9 protein-coding genes and 1 pseudogene are annotated in these 18,605 nt (G+C 43.6%); 8 read left to right on the top strand and 2 right to left on the bottom strand.

All coding sequences use genetic code 11. The annotated features are described in order from the left end of the window. Positions 1–21: 21 nt before the first annotated feature. Entirely contained in the window at positions 22–1,260 is a 1,239-nt protein-coding gene (locus QUA24_RS19840) for an LL-diaminopimelate aminotransferase (protein ID WP_333231480.1), read from the bottom strand. A 263-nt stretch (positions 1,261–1,523) separates the two neighbouring features. Between QUA24_RS19840 and QUA24_RS19835 the strand changes: the two genes are divergently transcribed. The 8 genes and pseudogenes from QUA24_RS19835 to QUA24_RS19800 all read left to right on the top strand — a co-directional run bounded on the left by QUA24_RS19835 (position 1,524) and on the right by QUA24_RS19800 (position 16,880). Beyond that, the gene (locus tag QUA24_RS19835; RefSeq protein ID WP_333231478.1) at positions 1,524–2,615 is read left to right on the top strand and encodes a hypothetical protein; all 1,092 of its coding nucleotides are present in this window, start codon (positions 1,524–1,526) and stop codon (positions 2,613–2,615) included. A gap of 328 nt (positions 2,616–2,943) precedes the next feature. Continuing rightward, complete coding sequence (locus QUA24_RS19830; RefSeq protein ID WP_333231476.1) at positions 2,944–4,698, top strand: DUF3352 domain-containing protein; 1,755 nt, start codon at positions 2,944–2,946, stop codon at positions 4,696–4,698. 1,206 nt (positions 4,699–5,904) lie between these two features. Next, positions 5,905–9,918 carry a CHAT domain-containing protein gene (locus tag QUA24_RS19825; protein ID WP_333231475.1) on the top strand — a complete coding sequence of 1,338 codons (4,014 nt, stop codon included), beginning with the start codon at positions 5,905–5,907 and terminating at the stop codon, positions 9,916–9,918. Further along, positions 9,918–10,124 carry a hypothetical protein gene (locus QUA24_RS19820; RefSeq protein WP_333231473.1) on the top strand — a complete coding sequence of 69 codons (207 nt, stop codon included), beginning with the start codon at positions 9,918–9,920 and terminating at the stop codon, positions 10,122–10,124. Before QUA24_RS19825 ends, QUA24_RS19820 begins: the two co-directional genes overlap by 1 nt. Positions 10,125–10,270: 146 nt before the next feature. Next, positions 10,271–12,682: a dynamin family protein gene (locus tag QUA24_RS19815; protein WP_333231471.1), complete on the top strand. Its 2,412-nt coding sequence runs from the start codon at positions 10,271–10,273 to the stop codon at positions 12,680–12,682. A 6-nt stretch (positions 12,683–12,688) separates the two neighbouring features. Beyond that, entirely contained in the window at positions 12,689–13,480 is a 792-nt protein-coding gene (locus QUA24_RS19810) for a hypothetical protein (protein ID WP_333231469.1), read from the top strand. Between the two features lie 11 nt (positions 13,481–13,491). Continuing rightward, on the top strand, positions 13,492–15,807 hold the full coding sequence (locus QUA24_RS19805; RefSeq protein ID WP_333231467.1) for a dynamin family protein: 2,316 nt from the start codon (positions 13,492–13,494) through the stop codon (positions 15,805–15,807). Between the two features lie 232 nt (positions 15,808–16,039). Next, a pseudogene (locus QUA24_RS19800) lies at positions 16,040–16,880 on the top strand (IS630 family transposase). Between the two features lie 248 nt (positions 16,881–17,128). On the opposite strand, the gene QUA24_RS19795 reads toward QUA24_RS19800, so the two are convergent. Beyond that, entirely contained in the window at positions 17,129–18,037 is a 909-nt protein-coding gene (locus QUA24_RS19795) for an Rpn family recombination-promoting nuclease/putative transposase (protein ID WP_333231465.1), read from the bottom strand. Positions 18,038–18,605: the final 568 nt, after the last annotated feature.

Below are 18,605 nucleotides of genomic sequence, written 5' to 3'. Positions count from 1 at the left end.
CAGTTTAAGCAGAAGATGATTTTAAACCTTAAACTTCTCCACAATCCGTCTCATCGCTTCCTCCACATTCTCCCGACTATTAAACGCCGAAATGCGGAAATAACCCTCACCCGCCGCACCAAAACCAGAACCTGGAGTTCCCACCACATTGCAAGTTTCCAGCAACTTCTGAAAGAAATCCCAACTCGACAAACCGTGAGGCGTTTTCACCCACACATAAGGTGCATTTTCGCCACCAAAAACCTGGATTCCCGCCGCTGTCAATTTCTCGCGAATAATCGCAGCATTTTCCATGTAAAAATTGACTAATGCCTGAATCTGTGCCTTGCCAGCCTCAGAATAAACCGCCTCAGCACCGCGCTGCACGATGTAAGAAACGCCGTTAAACTTAGTAGATTGGCGGCGGTTCCACAGCTTCCAAATTTCGACATCGGAACCATCTGCTGCTTTTCCAGTCAAAGTCTTCGGTACAACTGTCAGCGCACAGCGAGTACCCGTAAAACCAGCATTTTTGGAAAAAGAACGAAATTCGATCGCACAATCCCGCGCCCCTTCAATTTCGTAGATAGAATGCGGTAAACTCGGATCGGTAATATACGCTTCGTAAGCCGCATCGAAGAAAATAATCGAACCGTTAGCTTTAGCATAATTTACCCAAGCTTGCAAGTGTTCCTTGGTTGCAGTTGCCCCCGTCGGGTTATTCGGAAAACACAAGTAAATTAAATCGACTTTTTTGTCGGTGGGAATTTCGGCAGTAAAATTGTTTTCCGCTGTAATTGGCAGGTAAACTAAGCCACCGTATTCGCCATTTTCGTTGGCATCTCCCGTGTGTCCAGCCATCACGTTAGTGTCTACATACACCGGATAAACTGGATCGGTAACTGCGATCGTGTTATTGTTGCCAAAGATATCGAGAATATTGCCACAATCGCACTTAGAACCATCAGAAATAAAGATTTCCGAAGCATCAACATCGCATCCCCGCGACTTGAAATCGTGCTCGGCAATTTTCTCCCGCAGCCACTCATAACCTTGTTCCGGGCCGTATCCTTTAAAGCTATCCCGCGAGCCCATGTCTTCCACCGCCTTCACCATCGCTTGGCGACAAGCTTCCGGTAGCGGTTCAGTCACGTCGCCAATCCCCAGCCGAATGATGGGCGCTTCGGGATTCGCCTCTGCAAAGGCTTTCACCCTGCGCCCAATTTCGGGAAACAGGTAGCCAGCTTTGAGTTTGAGGTAGTTGTCGTTGATAGTTGCCATAGTTCGATCGCTACAAATGTCGTAGAATAGCTTACTCCCAATTGTCTCTCTCAAGCAGCAGCAAGTTCGGCAACCAGCAGTGTACGGGATTTAACGGATGTAACGGATGGATGTTCGCGGAAGAGAAAAATTTTCCCCATTGGGACACTCGAACACTTCACCAATCCGCCATTACAGGCAATCTGCGTAGTTGCTCAAAAGCCATTGACCAAAAAATCAAATCTGCTTGTATAATCAAAATAGTGTGCAGCGCAGAAACAATTATGGACGAGATCGAGTACGCCAAACTCTATCAAGAACTGGCGGCAATTCTGGATGAGTTTAATTTGAGTTGGGTCGTTCAACAAGTAGCGGATACTGTAGAGATAGGCAAAGTAATTGAAGAGCGATCGCTCAAAAGAAAAACACCCCTGCTCAAGATAGAAGATTATACCGCAAAAGAACAACTTTTGCTATTAATTGATGCTGTCGAACAAGCGACGGTGAACACTTCCGAAATGGAAGACGAAATTGCTTATTTCTTGAAAGTAGAATCAGAAACCTCTCCCCTCGGCACAAAAATTACATTTGCCAATTCAGGTTCCGAAACTGCCCAAACAATCGAGTTTACTTCCAGCGTCACAGCCCCCCGTCACAAACAGGCGATCGCCCTCAAGCACTTGCTGGAAAAACTGCCCTCTGGGCCCACCAACTACGCCATCAATTCCGAAATTAAAAGCAAATTAAAAAGCTCAATCGATCCAGAGTTTAACACAGCGGCAGAACAAGCCAGAATTTTTGATACTTACCTCTTCACCATCTTGCTAAAAGCTGTTGCTAATGAAGGCGGTACTATTTATTACAACAATGTTTTAGACGACGAAACACCGAAATATTTAACATTTAGAAAGACAGCGGGAAAAATCCACGGAAGTGCACATCCATACACTCATGCTGTTGTGGAATTTCCCGACAAACCAGCCCTGGAAGTTCACCTAGGAGTAAAAGTCCAAGGTAGAGCCGGAGTTTTGCACAACTGTAACGTTTTAATTTTGTACCAAAAAGAAGCAAATATCTGCCGCTTGCTCAACCGCGAACCCCGACACTCGCAGGTAATTTTAGCAGTAAAATCGGAACACAGCACCTCGGAACTAAAACTAGAAATGGCTGGTGCTGTTATCGGCTTAGCGTCAGACATTCGCTACGAAGGCGGCAGCTATTTCATTTCTAACAGTTACTCCCAACCCATAGCAAAACTGCTAACTACTGCTCGCAAAAAATGGGAACTCAACATTTTTCCTAGAGCCACAAACGATGTCCACCGGCTGATGTACTCGTTTCAAACAATCTTTAAAGACTTTAAGGCCAGAAACTGATTCAGTTAATACCATTTCACCAAAGTCTTGACACATTTTTTGTGTTGGGTTTCCTTACACGGACTTATATCAAATCCGGTAGCATCGTTCTGGTAAAGTCTCCTTCAATCTGCCACCAAATATAAGCACAATTTTCTGTTTTTCGGCTCACAGTCAACAGTCAACAGTCAACACTCAACCATCATTTGTTTTTCGGCTCACAGTCAACAGTCAACACTCAACACTCAACTTTCCTAAATTTGCCCGGTTAAATGTATCTGCTAATGTATCTGCTACATGAGCCAAGAAAATAATCTATCATGTTGCGAGCACCCGAACCTTACGAATAATGTTTAAGAAAGATAAATCTTCCCTGTTGTTTACGATCGGAGCCGCCACACTTCTGATCGGTTTAGGCTTTGTCACCTACTACCTCGTCATTTCCCGTGGGCCCGCCAAAGATTTGCCGCCGGGGGCAACGGTTGTCCCGCAAGATACGATGATGGCCCTATCCATCACCACCGATGAATCGCAGTGGAATAGACTGCGAGAATTTGGCACGCCGGAGTCAAAAGCTTCGTTTGAGAGGTTTTTAACGGAAATGCGCGATCGCCTGCTCACAAGCAACGGCTACGCCTACCAGCAAGACATTCAACCCTGGGTTGGTAACACAGCAATGGTAGCCTTTCTCCGCAACAAAATAGCTATACCAGCCCCCTCGCCGGCACCCAACGCGCCCCCATCTCCGCCAATTCAACAGTCAGTGGCAATTATCCTGCCAATTGCCAACCCGATCAAAGCCAAAGAATTATTAGCAAAATCCAGACCCCTCAGCCAAGGAAAAATAGTTGAGCGTAATTATAAAGGTGTGCAAGTCACAGAAACTCAAGGCGTACCCGATCGCAATTTCTCCGTCGCGGTACTCGGCACAAGCTATCTAGCAGTCACCACAGATCCTAGCGCTACAGACAGAATAATCGACACCTACAAAGGCGAACCTTCCCTAGCAAAAACCCCTGGCTATGCAGACGCCATAGACAAAATAAAAAGTCCGGGCGCCTTCGGTCAAATCTACGTCAATATGCCCGTTGCCACCGCCTATGCGGCCGCCAACTCAGCCCGTGAAATTTCGCCAGAAAGCCTCGAAAAATTGCAACAAAATCAGGGATTTGCCACCACAGCGACGCTGGATGTAGAAGGAATTGCCTTCAAATCAGTCTCTTGGCTAAAACCAGATTCTACCAGAAGGATAGCAGTAGAAAACAATGCTCTAAAAATGGTTAACCGCCTGCCAAACAATACAATAATGATGGTATCCGGCGGCAACTTGCAGCGTTTGTGGCAAGACTACGTATTAGGAGCCGATGCAAACCCGATTTCCCCAATTAATCCCCAAGTTTTACGCACAGGTTTAAAATCCACTACCGGCTTGGATTTAGATAAAGACTTGATGAACTGGATGGCGGGAGAATTTTCTCTATCATTAATACCAGCGCCCGCCCAGAATCCCCGAGACAAATTTGCTGCCGGATTTGTATTTATGGTGGAAACAAACAACCAGGGCGCAGCGAACAAATCCCTGAAACAGCTTGATGAAACCATGAAAAGTAAAGGATTTAGAGTGGAGGAAATTCAAGTCGGCGGTAAACCGGCGATTAAATGGACATCGCCGTTTGGAGGGATTACGGTAACTCGCGGCTGGATGAACAATGTAGCGTTTATGACAGTAGGAGCTCCCGTGGTTGATTCGATCGTTCCGGAACCGAAAAGTCCGCTTTTAAGCAGCGAACTGTTCCAGAAGACTGTCCGATCGGAACTTAAACCCCACAACGGCAATTTCTTCATTGACACCGAGAGTGCGTTTAACCCGAAAAACCTAGCTTTGCCGGAGTTTCCTCCCAACCAAAAAATGTGGATAGACGCCACGCGGTCGATCGGCGTTACAGCGGCCGTCATTGGCGATCGTACCACCCGTTATGACGCTTTTGTCGGTCTCAAAAAATCCACCCCATCCACTCCTTCTGCAAATCCTTCACCGCGCCCTGCTTCACCGCGCTCTGCTTCACCCAGTCCCTCGCCCACTGTCCAAACTTCACCCAATTAACTCTTAAATCCTGCCACAAATCCGCCTGCACACCCCCTTAAACACCCACAGGGCGATCGATTAAAACCGAAAAGCAGCAGCTCAAAATCTGCAATAGTGGAGTTGACTGCAAGAAGGAAATAGAGCCGGATTTAAGGAGTTTTACTTCACAAAAGCTCACACAAATAAACCCAAAAACCCGGTTTTTTAAATAAACCGGGTTTCTGAACACTCTAACAATTTGACTTACTGAAGAAGAATTCAGCAGCCAGAATCCAGAAGGGATTCTGTGCGACAGGATCGAGAATCGAGGTTTAAAGCCCCGATTTTAATCGTGGATCACAAAAATTCTTTCCGTGACCCTTAACTATCACTGGAGGCAGGGGGTATTCTACCTTCTGAATTCTTTCTTTTGACTCCTTCTCATTTCTTCTTTCCATAATTTTAATTTTCGGCAAGCATATAGTATTTTTTGTTGTGTATAAAATATTTTGGGATGTTTCCCGGTTAGTCTTGGACGCAGAAACCTAGTTTTTGAACCCCCATCCTTCCTTCAGACTATCAATAATATTTAAAAAACCGGGTTTCTAGGCGTCGGATAGCCTCTAGGAAAGCCGTTTTTGTTATTTTTTATTAATATGTCATGCGGAAGATACAGAGCCTAGGCATTTCAAGTTATATTTAGAATGTGGAGAAGATACGCTGAGAAAATTGCAAAAGCAGAGGCAAATTCTACCCATTGACTCCTAAATGTACTTGCAGTCAGTAACCCGGTTGCTTCATAAATATAGCGTCTTCAACTGTTCCGAAAAACCTATGCAGATATTGGCATTTCTAGTCAGCACCTGTACAACATCGGAACCTGCCGTCAAGCGTCTTAACTGACCACTTTCATCTGGCCATAACACCGTGATGCAAACACCAGCATTATGCAGTGTCGAAGGCGATTAAGGAACGAGTAAACAGGTTGATAAAGCGTATCGCTTTCCTAACAAGGGAATGTGAACATTTACCAGGTCAAGCTTACTTAGCAATAAGACTCACAGAATAACTCACTAATACCCCTCTGAAAATGAGGGGTGGATTTCCAATCTTCTATGCACATTGACCAGACACAGCAGAGATGTGCAGATATTTAGTGACACAGCCGTCAACCCAAGTTTTTTCTAAAAAGCCGATTTCTTTACCTAATTTCTGTGATTTATATATTTTACCCATTAAAAACCTATGAAAGCCGTCAAAAATATTCAAAAAAAGTCGAAATTTTTATCAAAAGCAAGAATAAGCAAACTGGCACTTGCTCTGCAAATAGTCTTAATAAATCTTTACTTTTGGCAAGCAAAAGCCGAAGGTCAAACAATTGTTCCAGCGGCGGACGCAACGGGTACTACCGTCACTCCCGCAGCGCAAAACGGAACTCCTGGGCAGCCAACTCGCTTCGATATTGAAGGCGGACAATTATCGAGCGATCGACAAAATCTTTTCCACAGCTTTAAAGAATTCGGCTTGTCGGAAAATCAGATTGCCAACTTTATATCAAACCCCAACATTCGCAACATTTTAGCGGGCATAGGCGGCGGCAACCCGTCGATTATTAACGGCTTAATTCAAGTAACCGGCGGCAACTCTAACTTGTTTCTGATGAATCCATCCGGCATCATATTTGGCAACAGTGCCAGCTTAAACGTGCCGGCTTCTTTCACAGCAACCACCGCCACCGCTATTGGATTTGGTTCAAACTCGTTTAACGCTGTCGGTAGTAGCACTTACGCATCTCTGACAGGCGCGCCCAATTCCTTTACTTTTGGGGCCGATCGAGCAGGGGCAATTATCAGCACGGCAGACTTAGCAGTCAAGTCAGGGCAGAACTTAACCTTGGTGGGTGGCACAGTTGTCGGCACCGGCAGCCTTTCTGCCCCCGGCGGTCAAATTACCGTAGCATCAGTCATCGGGAAAAATTTAGTCCGCGTCAGCCAGCGAGGCAATTTGCTGAGTTTGGAAATCGAGCCGCCCTCAGCGACGAGCCCAGGAACAGCGCCAACAGCTTCGACATTCTTGATCGCATCCTTGCCCGAACTGCTCACCGGCATTGGTGAAACAAACGCTACAGGCATCAGCGTCAATGCCAGCGGTGAAGTGGTACTCACGGCCTCTAACCGAGCATTAGCTGCGGGGGACGTGGCACTAAAAGATGCAAACGCTCAGGCGATCGACATTCAAGCAGCCAACACCATTACAGTCAGCGGAAACCTGGCAAGTTCCCAAGGCGGCCCAATCGCCCTACAAGCTAGTGGCGACATTCGCACTGTCGATCTCGACTCCCATTCCGACACCACCGCAGGCGGCAACATCACCGTCACCAGCCGTACCGGAAAAGTAGAAACAGGCAATATCAAGGCAGGGTCGATCGACAAAACCAGCAACGCCGGAGACGTTAGTATTGCAGCACCCTCAAGCAGCATTCAAACAGGGTCCATAGACGCCAACTCCCAAGAAAAACAAGGAGGGGCAGTCACTCTCAACGCCCGCAACGATATCCAAGTAACCCATATCAACACCGAAGGCCGAACAGGCGGAGGAGAGATTGACATTACAGCCGGCGGTAATTTCCGAGCTACAGGCACTTTCACAAACGATAACAATTGCTTGTCGCAAGCTTGCAGCATTTCCGCATCCACTACTGGTAGCGCCAATGGTGGAGATATCACCATTCGCCACAATGGCGAAGCCTCGAACACTCCTTTCAGCGTTGGGGCCGACTATAACAAACTCAACGGTACTGCTGGCAGCATTGCCACTGGGGGTCCAAAGAAGGAAAATGTTATTACACAGGGAAGTTATTTCAGCCCCGATCCTCAGATAGTACAGCCGACCCAAATTAACATTACGGCTTCTTCTGTCTCGCCAGCACCAACACCCGCACCAACTCCTGCACCAACACCTGCGCCAACACCTGCGCCAACACCTGCGCCAACACCCGAACCAACACCCGCACCAACACCTGCGCCAACACCTGCGCCAACACCCGAACCAACACCCGCACCAACACCTGCGCCAACACCTGCGCCAACACCCGAACCAACACCCGCACCAACACCCGCACCAACACCCGCACCAACTCCAGCGCCAACACCCGCACCCGCACCCGCACCCGCACCAGCACCAACACCCGCACCCGCACCAACACCCGCACCAACACCCGCACCCGCACCAGCACCAACTCCAGCGCCAACACCAGCACCAACACCAGCACCAACACCAGCACCAACACCAGCACCCGCACCCGCGCCAACACCAGCACCCGCACCCGCACCCGCGCCAACACCCGCGCCAACACCCGCGCCAGCGCCAACACCTTTACAAACACTAACGCCGGAACCAGCGCCGGAACCAGCGCCCGCACCCGCGCCAACTCCTGCACCCGCACCAGCACCAGCGCCAACTCCTGCACCCGCACCAGCACCAGCGCCAGCGCCAGCACCAGCACCCGCACCCGCGCCAACTCCTGCACCCGCACCCGCACCCGCACCCGCGCCAACTCCTGCACCCGCACCCGCACCCGCACCCGCGCCAACTCCTGCACCCTCACCCGCACCCGCACAAACATTAACGCCGACGCCAGCACCAGTCTCAAATGTGCCACCAGCAACGACAATTACTCAAAACCCTGCACCAGTCTCAAATGTGCCACCAGCACCGACAATTACTCAAAATCCAGCACCAGTCTCAAATGTGCCACCAGCACCAACAATTACTCAAAATCCAGTGGTTGCGCCTGCTGCTGCGCCGATAAATCTCGCACCGATACCGACACCGGAGCTCGCTGCCAACCAGCCACCCAGCACAAATCGTTTATTTTCGCCCAGCTTGCAAGAGCAAAACCAGATATCTAATTCCTTGCAACAGCGCATTTCACCTCCCGCATCTGGGAATCTTGACGCTTCCAAGTTGCCAACTAACGTCGATGCCGTTATTTTTCCCGTGGAGGAGAGATTTACCAGGGAGTTTACCGATTACCTAAATTTGCCATCAACAACTGCGATCGCCACCCTAGAAGATGCCCAAAATACCCTTCGCAGTGTCCAACAAGCCACAGGCATCAAACCAGCTCTCATTTATATCAGCTTTGTACCCAGGGGTTCTACAGTCGATCGGCCTTACGGCAGTTCCCCCATCTTGCGCGTAGAACAGCAAATTCAAGCCTCTGACGAACTGGAAATGATGGTGATCACCCCGGAAGGTTTGCCCGTTCGCCAGCGCATCCCTGGAACCTCTCGCGCCCAGGTAATGGAAGCTGTTCGGAAATTTCGCGATGAACTGACTAATCCGGTAAAGCGCAACACTAAAAGTTATTTGCCCTTGGCTCAGCAACTTTACCAGTGGATGGTAGCGCCGCTCGAAGCAGAACTGCAAGCCAAAGGCATTGAGAATTTATCTTTTATCTCAGATATGGGGTTGCGATCGATACCGATGGGTGCACTGCACGACGGCAAAGGCTTTCTGGTAGAGCGTTACAGTGTTGGATCGATGCCGAGTCTCAGTTTGACAGATACCAGCGTCGCCAATTTCAAAAATACCCAAGTTCTGGCAATGGGGGCGTCGCAATTTCCAGATATGAGTCCTTTGCCTGCGGTGGAAATAGAAGTATCGACAATCACGCCGCAGCAGTGGCCCGGCAAGTCTTTCTTGAACGAAGCTTTCACCCTGGCTAATTTAAAATCGCAGCGCCAGCAGTATCCTTTTGGGATGATTCACTTGGCTACTCACGCCGAATTTCGAGCAGGAGAGCCCAGCCAATCCTTTATTCAGTTGTGGGATACTAAATTGCGTTTGGATCAGTTGCGGCAAATGGGATGGCACAGCCCGCAAGTGGAAATGTTAGTTTTGAGTGCTTGCAAGACTGCTGTGGGCGATCGAGAGGCCGAGTTGGGGTTTGGCGGGTTAGCCGTGCAAGCCGGGGTTAAATCGGCGATGGCGACTCTCTGGTATGTCAGCGACGAGGGCAGTTTGGGATTGATGACGGAGTTTTACGCGCAGTTAAAAACTGCTCCGATTAAAGCAGAAGCACTGCAGCAAGCGCAATTAGCGATGTTGCGGGGAGAAGTGCGAATTGAAGGGGGGATGCTGCACACTTCTGTTGGCAATCTGCCGTTACCCCCGGAATTGGCAAACACGGCGAGTCAGAATTTCTCTCATCCTTATTATTGGTCTGCTTTTAGAATGATTGGCAATCCTTGGTAATGAGGTTTGTTTTAGTCGATCGATTGTTGGCTAATTGTGCGAGATTTCGATCAGCGGGGTTGGGGAATATGGGTATAATCGATCGCAATTTAGAGCGCTCCTTCGGCGTGTGTGCGATCGTTTTAGACCTGGATTCAGAAACGGCCGCTGATAATCTAATTGAATACCAGCAAAAATCTGAAGAGCCTGTTTATAACTTTATTTAAATAAAGAAAGTGCGATCGTCTCTGGACAGGTTATAGTATTATACCTAGAGTCATAATTAAACAGTGCTGCTGTCCGCCCTCTATGACTTGCGACTCAAATATGTTACCTAGAATACATATTCACTATCAACACCAGTATTTAACACATGAGTAAACAATTATACAAAGTTTTTGACGAAGTAGAATTCAAAGCTCAACTGCTTGCTAAATACTGGAATAATTTTTATACAGAAATTTCCGAGCATTTACCAGATACATATCAGCCTGAGATACAAAAGCTCTCCAGTAAATTAGACGAGGCTTTAAGCATTCTGGTTGAGGCACTCCGTAATCCAACTCTGACTCTTGCGACGACAGGAACCACCAGTAGTGGGAAAAGCACTTTGGTAAATTTGTTATGTGGAGCCGAAATTGTCCCCGTAGCCGTAAGTGAAATGAGCGCTGGGGCAGTCACTATCGAATATAGCAAGGAAAAGTGTCTAATAATTCATGAAACACCAGGAGCATTGTGGGAATGTGGAGAGTGGAGAGGTATCAGAGAGGAAAAAATTTATCAGCGCTTATACCAAGTAATGATAAGTTATATCGAAAACAGAGAAAAACAACCGAATTTAGCTTGCCCACAATCTACAATATTTTACCCTTTCAGGCTTGTCAAAGAGTCTAAACTGGAACTACCACAAGGAACAAGGGTAAAAATTCTTGATTTACCTGGTTTGGCTTATGTGGGCGATCAAGGTAACGCAGATGTTATTAAACAGTGCCGAGAGGCATTGTGCATAGTAACATACAATAGTGCAGAAACCGATGCACATAAAGTAAAAAGTTTACTGCAAGAAGTTGTACAGCAGGTAAAAGATTTAGGGGGTTCCCCTGCACGTATGCTCTTTACTCTGAATCGGATTGACGTTTTTCGAGCCGATAGAAATTGGCCTGACACAGAAGATCGCTTTTTTGAAAATGCTATCTGCAGTATTAAAAGTGAATTGACTGACCAATTAAAAGAATATACAGAAGATATTGAGAAGTTGCAGGTTGTCAAACTTAGTACATGGCCAGCTTTACTGGCTCTTCAGATCCAAAATTATGATGAGATATTCAGTGTTGATGCGTGTAAAAAAGCGGATAACAATTTCAATGGATTAATTGATGAAGATATATTAGAAGACCTGCCACGTAACGTACAAAAATGGTCTAGACACGACCGAAACCGAGTTGCTGAAGCATTATGGAAAAAATCTTATGCAGAAGAGTTTCAGCAGCACTTAAAGGAACATATTACTCAACACTTTCCACAGTTAGTAATACCGCAAGCTATAGAACGTTTTAATGTAGCTGCTGGAAATGCTGTAGCAGAGTGGGCCGTACAAACAACCACGGCCATTCTTAGCAGTTCAGAAGAACACTACCAACAGGAATGCGAAAAGATATCACAAATTAGATTATGCATTGAGCGTTTCTTACAAATTAGCGATACAAAGTTAAGAGAGCCCTTTGAAAGAATAGATACAAAGATTAAACAAGTTATAGCAGAACAGTCAGAAGATGATCCTGTGCTATATCTTGAATCAACAATTTTAGAACTTAAGAATGTAGAACCTTATAATCTATTAGGAGAAAAATTATATCCTCTTTATGGATGGAGACGGGAATTAGGTCAAGGAATTAAACAAGTATTAGAAGCAGTAGCAAAGTCTTTAGAAACTGGAAAGGTAGACTTAGACAGTACAAATTTAAAAAAAGCAAATCTTTTAAATGTCAATTTGCTAGGAAGAAACTTAAACAGACTTGTAAACTTAGGTTATACTGCTTCTGTAGCTAAAGAAGGTAAAATAATGGAAGCAAAAACTGATTCTGAGAAGAATCAACTTAAACAAATAAATGAAGAATTAAATGAACTAGCTATTCATTTGAATATTGTAATGGAGGATGTGTTAAAGCAAATTTCTAACCAAGAATTAAATAGAATGTATCAGGCAGTAGTAGAACTTTTCAATTGCCACTTATCTTATATTGAAGAAGGTGCAAATTATATTGCACCTAATATAGCCATAAAATTCCCTGAATCTAAATTTAGTAAAGTTGATAGTCAGCTTACATTTAATTTTCGTTTTGAAGCAGGTTTTCCTATTAACAAAGGAACGTGGCAAAAATCCGTACAGGTTGCCAGAGAGGAAAGAATTTGGTATACATTATGGATAGCAAAAAAAACTGTTTATGACACGAAATATGAAACACGCTCTAGTGATAATGCCGAAATACCTAGTGTGGAAAATTTACTAACAGGTTGGATTATTCAGTCGAAAAAGGGAGAAGCAGAAATAGTAAACAAAATTGCAACTTGGCTACTAGAACAAATTGATTGTTTAAAAAAAAATGTAGATAAAATTCAGAATGATATTATTGACCGTTATCAAACCAGACTTGATAAAGCTAACCAAGAAATTACTCTAGATTATGAAAAGCAAAAAAATGTTTGGCAACCTATTCAACAAAAAGCTCAAAACCTTGCAGAAGAATTTTCTAGCTTAGAAAAAGTTTTAAAAGAGGAGCATTAAAATCTAGTGGCAACCGAAAATCCTAAAAGCCTATATGATCAAGTTTGTAATAACATATATCCTCAAATACAAGGGATTGAAAGAGGTCTTTTATATGAGACTATTCAGATGATACTTGGTGAAGAACAATCACTAGAACAAGAAAAAACAAGAAAAATATGTGATTATTTTGGGATAAAACCTCATGCTAATAAAGATGAAGACAATAAAATTATTGATGACTTGTTGGATGCAATTTTAAGAAATATTCCAATATTAAAACGACCTGCAAAACTGGTAAAAAATTTTCAAGGAGGAAATATGGAGTGGATTTTTGTAGCAGCAGCTTTTACATTCGTTGGATTGTTTTTTTATAAGCAAACTCTTGATAAAAAGGAACAGGATAAAATAAAATCGGCGGTTCAAGAAATAAAAGAGCAACCCATTTTTTCACATCCAATTCCTGCTGATTTATGTCTTGTTATTCCAGCATCTATAGCAAGCAATTTCATAAACCGTTCAAATTTAAAAGTTGATGAGCTAACATACCTCATAGATAATGCCTCTTACTTTTTATGTACTACTGTTAAAGTTGCTGACTCAAATGAGCAATATTTAAAAATAACAGGTGAGTCTATTCAACTTGATAGTAGAAGAGAAGTTTATCTCAGAATCAATATTAATGATGGTCGAAACCTGATTGATAAAAAGATTCCTTACTATTTAAAGACGAATCTACCACTTCAAGCTCAGTGTATTGTTAAACAATTAGCTTGTCTTGAAAATTTATCTGGATTAGAAAAATTTAACCGCATTTAAGGAGTATAAAAATGGACTGGAAAACAGCATCTTCTTACTATGAGACTCGTCTCACTGACGCTTTAAACATCCAAAGACACGCGGTAAATTTAGCCAACTTACCCCAAGCCGAAGTTCCGGCTCGATTAAAAGACGTACTTTTACAAGAAGCAGAACCAACTCGCCGCCAACTTGAAAGACTCAAAAAGCGCGAGTTTCGCATTGCAGTTGTCGGGTTAGAGAAAGCAGGAAAAAGCACCTTTATTAATGCTTGGTTGCAATGTGATTTACTTCCAGCAAAGGGAGGAAGATGCACATTTACCACAACACAAATTTATTCAGTTGAAAACGAGTCTGAACAAAGGCTGGAAGTACAAGCGAGAACTGAAGAAGAGTTTATCAACTTACTCAAGGAACTGGAGAAAGTTGGGGCGAAAGAAGACCTAAATACTATACGAGCAAACGAAATAACATTACAACAGGTAAGAAGAGAAGGTAATCTGACTTTTCCCTTTACTAGACTCGAAGATATTAGAGAACCACTCAAGAAGTATGTAGCAGATGAAAAGTATGCTCACGCTGTTTTAGAAGCTAGACTTTATACTAACAAACTTGCTCAAGCTGAAGGGATCGTTTTTTATGATGTTCCGGGTTTAGATTCAGGTTTAGCAAAGCACGTTGATGAAGCACAAGCAATGCTCTCTGACTGTGATGCGGTGATATTGGTACAGCGGTTTACTAGCCTCCGAGAAAAGGAACTAGAAATAATCAAGTTTACCGAACTTGGCGATAAAAACGTCACCGTTGCTGATAAGCTTTTTGTATTTTTAAGTCGGATTGATTCATTAGGTAGTGCAGAGGCGCTTAAAACACATATTGAAGAAGCATCTCAAGACTGGTTAAAGCGTGCAAAGCTTCCACCTGAACGCATTGTATATGGTTCAGCCGGAGCCTATCTAATTTTGAATGGTTTAGCAGGAGAACAGACTAAGTTAGAGATTGGGGATGCAAGTAATATCGAAGCTCAGTTGAAGAGACTGACTGGAATTACCGATGACGAAACTCTGAATAAAAATGGTACTGGAATTCCAGAAATTAAGGAAAAAATATTTAACTATATCAACACTGAGCGTGTCTCGATTTTAAAGAAAAGATGCGAAGCGTCTATCAATAAGATTTTCAGCAATTCAGAACAGATTTATATTACAGTCAGCAAAAAGTATCCCGAAAATCCTGAAGAAGCCAAGCTATTTGAAGAAAATAATCGGCGGGTTTTCTTTACCGAATGGTGGAATCAAAAATGGGAAACAATCAAAGCTGATTTACAAAAATACTATGAATATTCTGTTATAAACAAATCCTTAGATAGTTCTAATGCTAAGTCATTCACTCAAATAGAAAAATTTAGACAACGATATTTACAAATCGTTGACAATGAAATGCAGAAACTCAGGGAGGAAACATTTAAAAAGAAAGATACTATCTTTCTTGCTAACTCCAATCCAGAGTTTGACCGCATGAAAGCCAATTTTGCTTGGCGTGATGATTTGTACGGTGATATTAGTAAGCTTCTCTCTGCAATTGCTCATCAACTTGCTTTAGAACTTAAGGATGAAGCATTAAAATTAGTTGAATATATGACAAGTTTATTATGGGAAAGTAATCAAGTAAAACCCAGGCTAATTGAAAATTCAGAGGAATATTTTTTAGCAAAACTAGAGAATAGCTTAAGCGTATTATTTTTACGCTTTGCACGTCCAGTTGCTGAAGCGCTGATTCGCGGCCCAGTTAATAGTGATACTCGAAATAAAATAATCAAAAGTTTAGGGGTAGATATTGAAATTATTGATAACTACTATAGTGGGGAAGAAGCTGCATTTAGGGTTCTCAAAAAATATGTAAAATATGGTTCAGATTTACTATTTAATTCGGAGATTCGGCAACAAGTATTAGGAGTTACAGGAATAGCAACACAAATTGCTGGGGTAGCAGCGCAAATAGTGGGAGATTTTTCTAATGACATAAAATCGCCACAAGAAGAAGCTGTAGTTTTTGAGGTAGGAAATGATATTAGTGCGTTTGAAGAATACTTAGTTTATGCAATCTTCAGTGCGGCTGGTTTTGAGTCATACTGTATTCAAGAACTGAAGGGTTTAGTTGATAGTTTCCGAGACAAAGAAGGTACTTGGACTGGCGTTGCTCTCAATGAGTGGTTGCAGGGAAATCCACTTCTGTTTGCTGAAATACCTGATAACTTGAAGTCACAAGAATCGAATTTAGAAGTTAGCGAACGATTGAGGCAATTATCTATTGCTTTAAAAAGAAGTCGTTCGCCGGAGGTACTGTGAGGGACTGAAACTACAGGAAAATAGACCTTTTGCAAAAGTCCTTTTAATGAAATTATAAGGACGGGATCTCCGGCCCATCCCACAAAAATCATCTTTTCTTGTGGAATGGGGCGGAGATCCCGTCTTAGCTATTTTTTGCAAGAGGTCTAATTTAATATATAGTCATTTCAAATAAATGTGAGACAGAGGCAAGATCATGATAAAATCGATAAAAATAGTTAATTAAAAAAAAATGGCTTACAGTCTAGACCTCAGACAAAAAGTAGTCAATTATGTAGAAAATGGAGGGAGTATAACGAAAGCTGCCGCCATATTTAAGTTAGGAAGAGCAACAATTTATAGATCGCTCGTTGGGAAGACCTTCGACCAACTCAGGTCACTCACCGTCAACGAAAGCTAGATTGGGAAGCCCTCAAAAAAGATGTTGAAAAAAATCCGGAAGCAAGATTAGTAGAAAGAGCAAAAACTTTCTCCGTCAGACCGAGTGCCATCTGCTATGCCTTAAAAAAATTGAAAATTACAAAAAAAAAGAACTTCGCTATAAAGAAAGAAATCGAGAAGAAAGAATGAAATATTATAGAAATCTGAGACAATTAATTAAAATTTATGGCAGCAAAAGTATTGTATTCATTGATGAGTCAGGATTTGAGGAATTTGAAGGTTCTGTCTATGCCTGGGCAAAAAGAGGAAATAAAGTCTATGGTGAAAGACCAGGAAAACGGGGAAAAAGAGAAAATTTAGTAGCAGGAAGAAGAAAAGGAAAGAAGGACTTAATTGCACCAATGCTATTTATGGGTAGTTTGAATGCAGAAGGATTTGAAGGATGGTTATCTTTATATTTGTTACCAGATTTAACCAGTCCATCTATATTGATTATGGATAATGCACTCATTCATCGTAAGACGGTCATTAGACTATTGGTTGAGGAGGCCGGTCATCAGATAATATTTTTACCAAAATACTCTCCTGACTTAAATGATATTGAGCATGATTTTAGTGCATTAAAGAGAGCTAAAATGTATGCGTCTCCTAACACATCTCTTGATGAAGTTATTCGTGCTTATTGTGCATAAAGAGTGTCTCATACTTATTTGAAATGACTATAAGTCTGCAGGTTCGATCGCCCAAAACATCTTCCACCATCATCAATCCGCTTCTAATCCGCCGGAATCATCCCCGATCGCACCCTGAACATCCTCTCAGCAACGGCGGATGCACGAAAAGAACCCTAAAACCCAGGAAATAGAAGAGGGGTACGTTTGATGTGTTGGTGCGCGTAAATGGGGCGATCGCCCCCTCAAGTGCAATTCTTAACCTCGTATCAATCTCCCTGCGGCAAATTCTCCAGCCAAACCTCTAAATCCTCGATTGACTGAAAATCTAACAATTCTTCTGCTAGAGTTTCAATTTGCTCGATCGACAAATCAGCAATTCTAGTCGTGATAGATTCCGGTAATGTTCCAACTCGCCGATTTAACAGACGGCGATTTAACTGACGTAAAATCAAGGCTCTTCCTTCTTGTTCGCGACCTTGAACAATGCCTTGCACAATGCCTTGCTCAATGCCTTGTTCGATGCCTTCTTCCTTAGCTTCCCGATAAAACCGAGTTTCCTCAAGCGTAATCCCTAACATCGCCTCTGCCTCCCTTCGGTTCAAACTTGTAAACTTGTAAACCAGTATTGTCGTCAGCATCTCTATTATGGCGCGACTCGCTGCTTCAGATTCCTCCCGCTGCGATCGCGCCAGCAACAATCGCGCTACTTCCGGCGTACTCGCTTCGTCGATCGTCGTCAAAGCCATCAGCGCCACCCCCAGCGGCAACTGTTCAATATCCCCCAACTCATCCAAATATACGCGATGCACCTGATTGCTGCTCAAGAGCGCTCTATACGGATGCGTTTCTGATTGTTCAGTCGATCGACTCGGATAAATTACCACCGCTTCCCAATCTGTAAATCGCTGACGGTTGCGATAAAAATACAAAAACGACTCACCAAACAATCGCTCATAAAGCAATTCATCCCGCTGAAATTGCACCTCACAGAAATATACAACTCCAGGCTCAGCATCCGGCGGCAAAAACACCCCATCAATTTCAAACTTGGGTTCCTTCACAGCAACGGAGTCAAATCGATACTGTTCCGCATTCGATGGTGACTCTTCCAATAGCTCAAACAGCAGCGTCGGAGCTTCTTGAAATAACTTGTAAAATATTGAATCTCGACGCATTAACCCAACCTCTCCTCTAACCTATGCAACTGCTCGAACCCTCAGTCGATTTTAGATTTTAGATTTTAGATTTGACTCGCCTTGATAAATCTGGGAGGTTGAGCTTTAGTCTAAAATTTGGGGAGTATCCACAACGATTGTCGGGGGCTTCCGTTTTTTTGCTGGTTGCAAAAACAGCAAATGGGTAATCCGCTCAATCAATTCTAAAGGATTCCAGATAGCCCCAGATCAAAAAACATCCTATATTTTCAGTCCTAGACGCACTCCCGACAAAGAAATGGGGTTTTTTACTTATATCTCTGGGTAAAAACGAAGGATTTTCCTAAAACCCGGTTTCTGGCCCCCGTGCGTAAGTCCTAATTTTGTTAATGGGCGATCGAATTTCGCACGTCAGTATTCCGTGTTTCCTTACTTTCAACTCGTCCAACCTCAAGCCGTCAGCCCGAATCAACAAGCGTGACTTGACGGGGTGACACTCGTCTGGTGGGTCAATAAGTAGCTAGACAAAATTAATTACATAGTTTTCTCCAAATTCTTTCAGGATTTTTTCCACAGAGGTAACAAAAGT

Source organism: Microcoleus sp. Pol12B5 (assembly GCF_036701335.1).
In the GTDB taxonomy this organism is placed as follows: Bacteria; Cyanobacteriota; Cyanobacteriia; order Cyanobacteriales; family Microcoleaceae; genus Microcoleus.
Note: the sequence above shows the minus strand (reverse complement) of the source record. Positions and strands in the feature narration are given on the sequence as shown.

Bases quoted from the DNA above. Each gene is read 5' to 3' on its own strand.
- QUA24_RS19840 (WP_333231480.1), bottom strand. From the start codon at position 1,260: ATGGCAACTATCAACGACAACTACCTCAAACTCAAAGCTGGCTACCTG.
- QUA24_RS19835 (WP_333231478.1), top strand. From the start codon at position 1,524: ATGGACGAGATCGAGTACGCCAAACTCTATCAAGAACTGGCGGCAATT.
- QUA24_RS19830 (WP_333231476.1), top strand. From the start codon at position 2,944: ATGTTTAAGAAAGATAAATCTTCCCTGTTGTTTACGATCGGAGCCGCC.
- QUA24_RS19825 (WP_333231475.1), top strand. From the start codon at position 5,905: ATGAAAGCCGTCAAAAATATTCAAAAAAAGTCGAAATTTTTATCAAAA.
- QUA24_RS19820 (WP_333231473.1), top strand. From the start codon at position 9,918: ATGAGGTTTGTTTTAGTCGATCGATTGTTGGCTAATTGTGCGAGATTT.
- QUA24_RS19815 (WP_333231471.1), top strand. From the start codon at position 10,271: ATGAGTAAACAATTATACAAAGTTTTTGACGAAGTAGAATTCAAAGCT.
- QUA24_RS19805 (WP_333231467.1), top strand. From the start codon at position 13,492: ATGGACTGGAAAACAGCATCTTCTTACTATGAGACTCGTCTCACTGAC.
- QUA24_RS19795 (WP_333231465.1), bottom strand. From the start codon at position 18,037: ATGCGTCGAGATTCAATATTTTACAAGTTATTTCAAGAAGCTCCGACG.